Genomic DNA, 2533 nt, shown 5'->3' on the forward strand with positions numbered 1-2533 from the left:
TGCGATTGTCGATATGGAAGGTGAACAAATAGGTTTGCTAAACATCGTGGGTAAACGAATTCTTCCTATGGTGATCATGGGTTATGTACCTTTTATTGGTTCAGTTCTTTCAACGTTAGGTTATCTGGGGGTTTTTCGTAAAGATAAACGCTGCTTACATGATTTAATCGCAGGTACTCAAGTTGTTGATGCTTCACCTAAAAGTTTAGATAGTGACAAGCCGGAATTTGCTGAAAGTACAATTGAAGTTATCCCCGCATCTCGATGGACACGTTTTTTGGCGTTTTTTATTGATGGTGTAATTACTACTGTCATCATTCTGCCAATCTGGATGTACACAGATTATACTCAAATAGGGGGTATCGACCTTCGAGAACTCGCTGCTGTCTATGTCTATTTAGGGTTGATGTTCTTGTTAGTACATGGGTACTTATTGAATAAGAAGGGACAGACAATTGGAAAACATCTCATGGATATTGCGATTGTCGATATGGAGGGTAAACCGTTAGGGTTATATAAGATATTGGGTAAACGAGTGGTGCCTATGCTTGCCTTCAAAATTGTGCCTATTAGTGGCTATTTAATATCTATGATGGAATCTCTTTTCATTTTCCGTAAAAACAGACGATGCCTACATGACTTAATCGCAGGCACTCAAGTTGTTAGTCTGTCAGCCAGCAATTTAGAAGAAAATGAGCCAAAATCATTAGAAAACCTTCCAGCAGCACCTGAAAATATCTGTGACCTTACACTTGCATCTCGATGGTTACGTTTTTGGGCCGTTTTTATTGATCTACTTATTGCTGTGCTTAGTGTCATGCCAATTTATCTCTATACCGATTATTTCCAAAAAATCTTTGGAACAGGGACTGCTGATACCTCAGATCTGGTAGCAGTCACGACTTATAGTTGGCTTGCGTTCCTTTTATTGAATGGATATTTACTGCATAAAAAAGGACAGACTATGGGCAAAAACATAATGGAAATTGCGATTGTCGATATGAAGGGCAAACAAATGGGGCTATTTAAAATACTAGGTAAGAGATTCTTACCGATGACAATTTTTGTATATATACCTTTAATTGGCCCATGCATATCAATTTTAAATTATCTTTTTGCCTTGCGTAAAGACAGACGTTGTTTGCATGACTTAATTGCAGGTACTCAGGTGGTGAGTGTTGCTGTACCCAGAAACCTCGACTTCAGCACCATCGAATGAAACACAACCACCAAAAACGTAATGTTACTTTAAGTAAGGATATTATGATTAACCAACTAATCTCTGCCACTGCAATGTACAGGAACTTACCAAATAATATTTATTATTTAGCTGTGGCTAGAATGATTTTAGGGATGGGTAACTTCATTCTTCCATTTCTTGTCTTACTTTTTACTGACAAGTTGGGGTACTCTGCAACGGTAGCTGGCACCTTAGCAATGGCGGGCACGGGAGGATACCTCTTCGGGAGCTTTTTAGGTGGGAGGCTATCGGATAGATTGGGACATAAACGAATCATGGTTTTTGGCGAGTTTACCTCTGCAGTATTGTTGATTGTTTGTGGTTTTTTCGCTGATGATCCTGTCATCGTGCCTACGCTGTTGTTGTCAGCCTATTTCTTTGGTGGTTTAGCTCTGCCCGCGAGCAATGCTTTAGTTGCTGATCTTTCCACACCTAAAAATCGTGATGCAGTTATTTCGCTCAGTTATTTAGCGTACAACTTTGGTTCAGCCCTTGGTCCTATCATGGCTGGTTACCTGTTTTGGAATCATACTGAGTGGATATTCTTTGGTAACGGGGTGGCTGCTCTTTGCTGTGTTGTTATTGTTGCTACGTTTGTGAGAGTGCAAACTGGAATAGAATCGGCCAACGATAGCGAGCTCGAACAGCCGGTCTCAGGCTCTGTTTGGTCCGTTCTACGAGCAAGGCCAAGGCTTTTACTATTCACTTTTCTATGCGGATTGCTGTGGTACTCATTGAATCAAATGACAATGGCGAGCCCACTGTACTTGAGCCACGTGTTCGGAGAGCAAGGTCCTGTGATTTTTGGGCAACTAATGACTTACGCTTGTGTTTTAGTGGTGCTGATCACACCCATTTTAATGAGGTTAACCTCAAAGAAACTAGAGACAGTTAGCCTTGCTTATGCTGGTTTGATGTTTGCATTTGGTTACCTGCTGGTGATGTTATATCCAACCATTCCTGTTCATTTCTTTGCTTGGTTATTTCTTTCTGCAGGCGAGGTTCTCCTTTTAACAAAAGAAGGGGTATACCTAGCAAACAACTCACCGTCGAGCCATCGCGGGCGTATTCAAGGTGTGTTGATTACATTAAGAATGCTTTTTGTTATGCCGAGCTTTGTTGTCATTGGCTATTTTATTGATGATTATGGTTACACCTTTACTTGGCTAAGTGTGGTTTTAATTTCCCTTGCTAGTGCGGTTGGCTTCTATTTTATGTCAGCTAAAGCGCAACGTTCTCCTACATTAGCTATCGACTAGTTTTTTATCAGTTAGCAAACACTATCTATTAATT

2 protein-coding genes are annotated in these 2533 nt (G+C 40.5%); both read left to right on the top strand.

The window, feature by feature from the left end:
* On the top strand, window positions 1-1219 hold a 1219-nt coding region (locus BCT81_RS21190), incomplete at its 5' end, for an RDD family protein (protein ID WP_102425728.1).
* Between the two features lie 44 nt (window positions 1220-1263).
* Complete coding sequence (locus BCT81_RS21195; RefSeq protein WP_133152678.1) at window positions 1264-2499, top strand: MFS transporter; 1236 nt, start codon at window positions 1264-1266, stop codon at window positions 2497-2499.
* The last annotated feature ends 34 nt before the right edge of the window (window positions 2500-2533 follow it).

The organism is Vibrio sp. 10N.261.52.A1 (genome assembly GCF_002876325.1).
Classification (GTDB): domain Bacteria; phylum Pseudomonadota; class Gammaproteobacteria; order Enterobacterales; family Vibrionaceae; genus Vibrio; species Vibrio chagasii.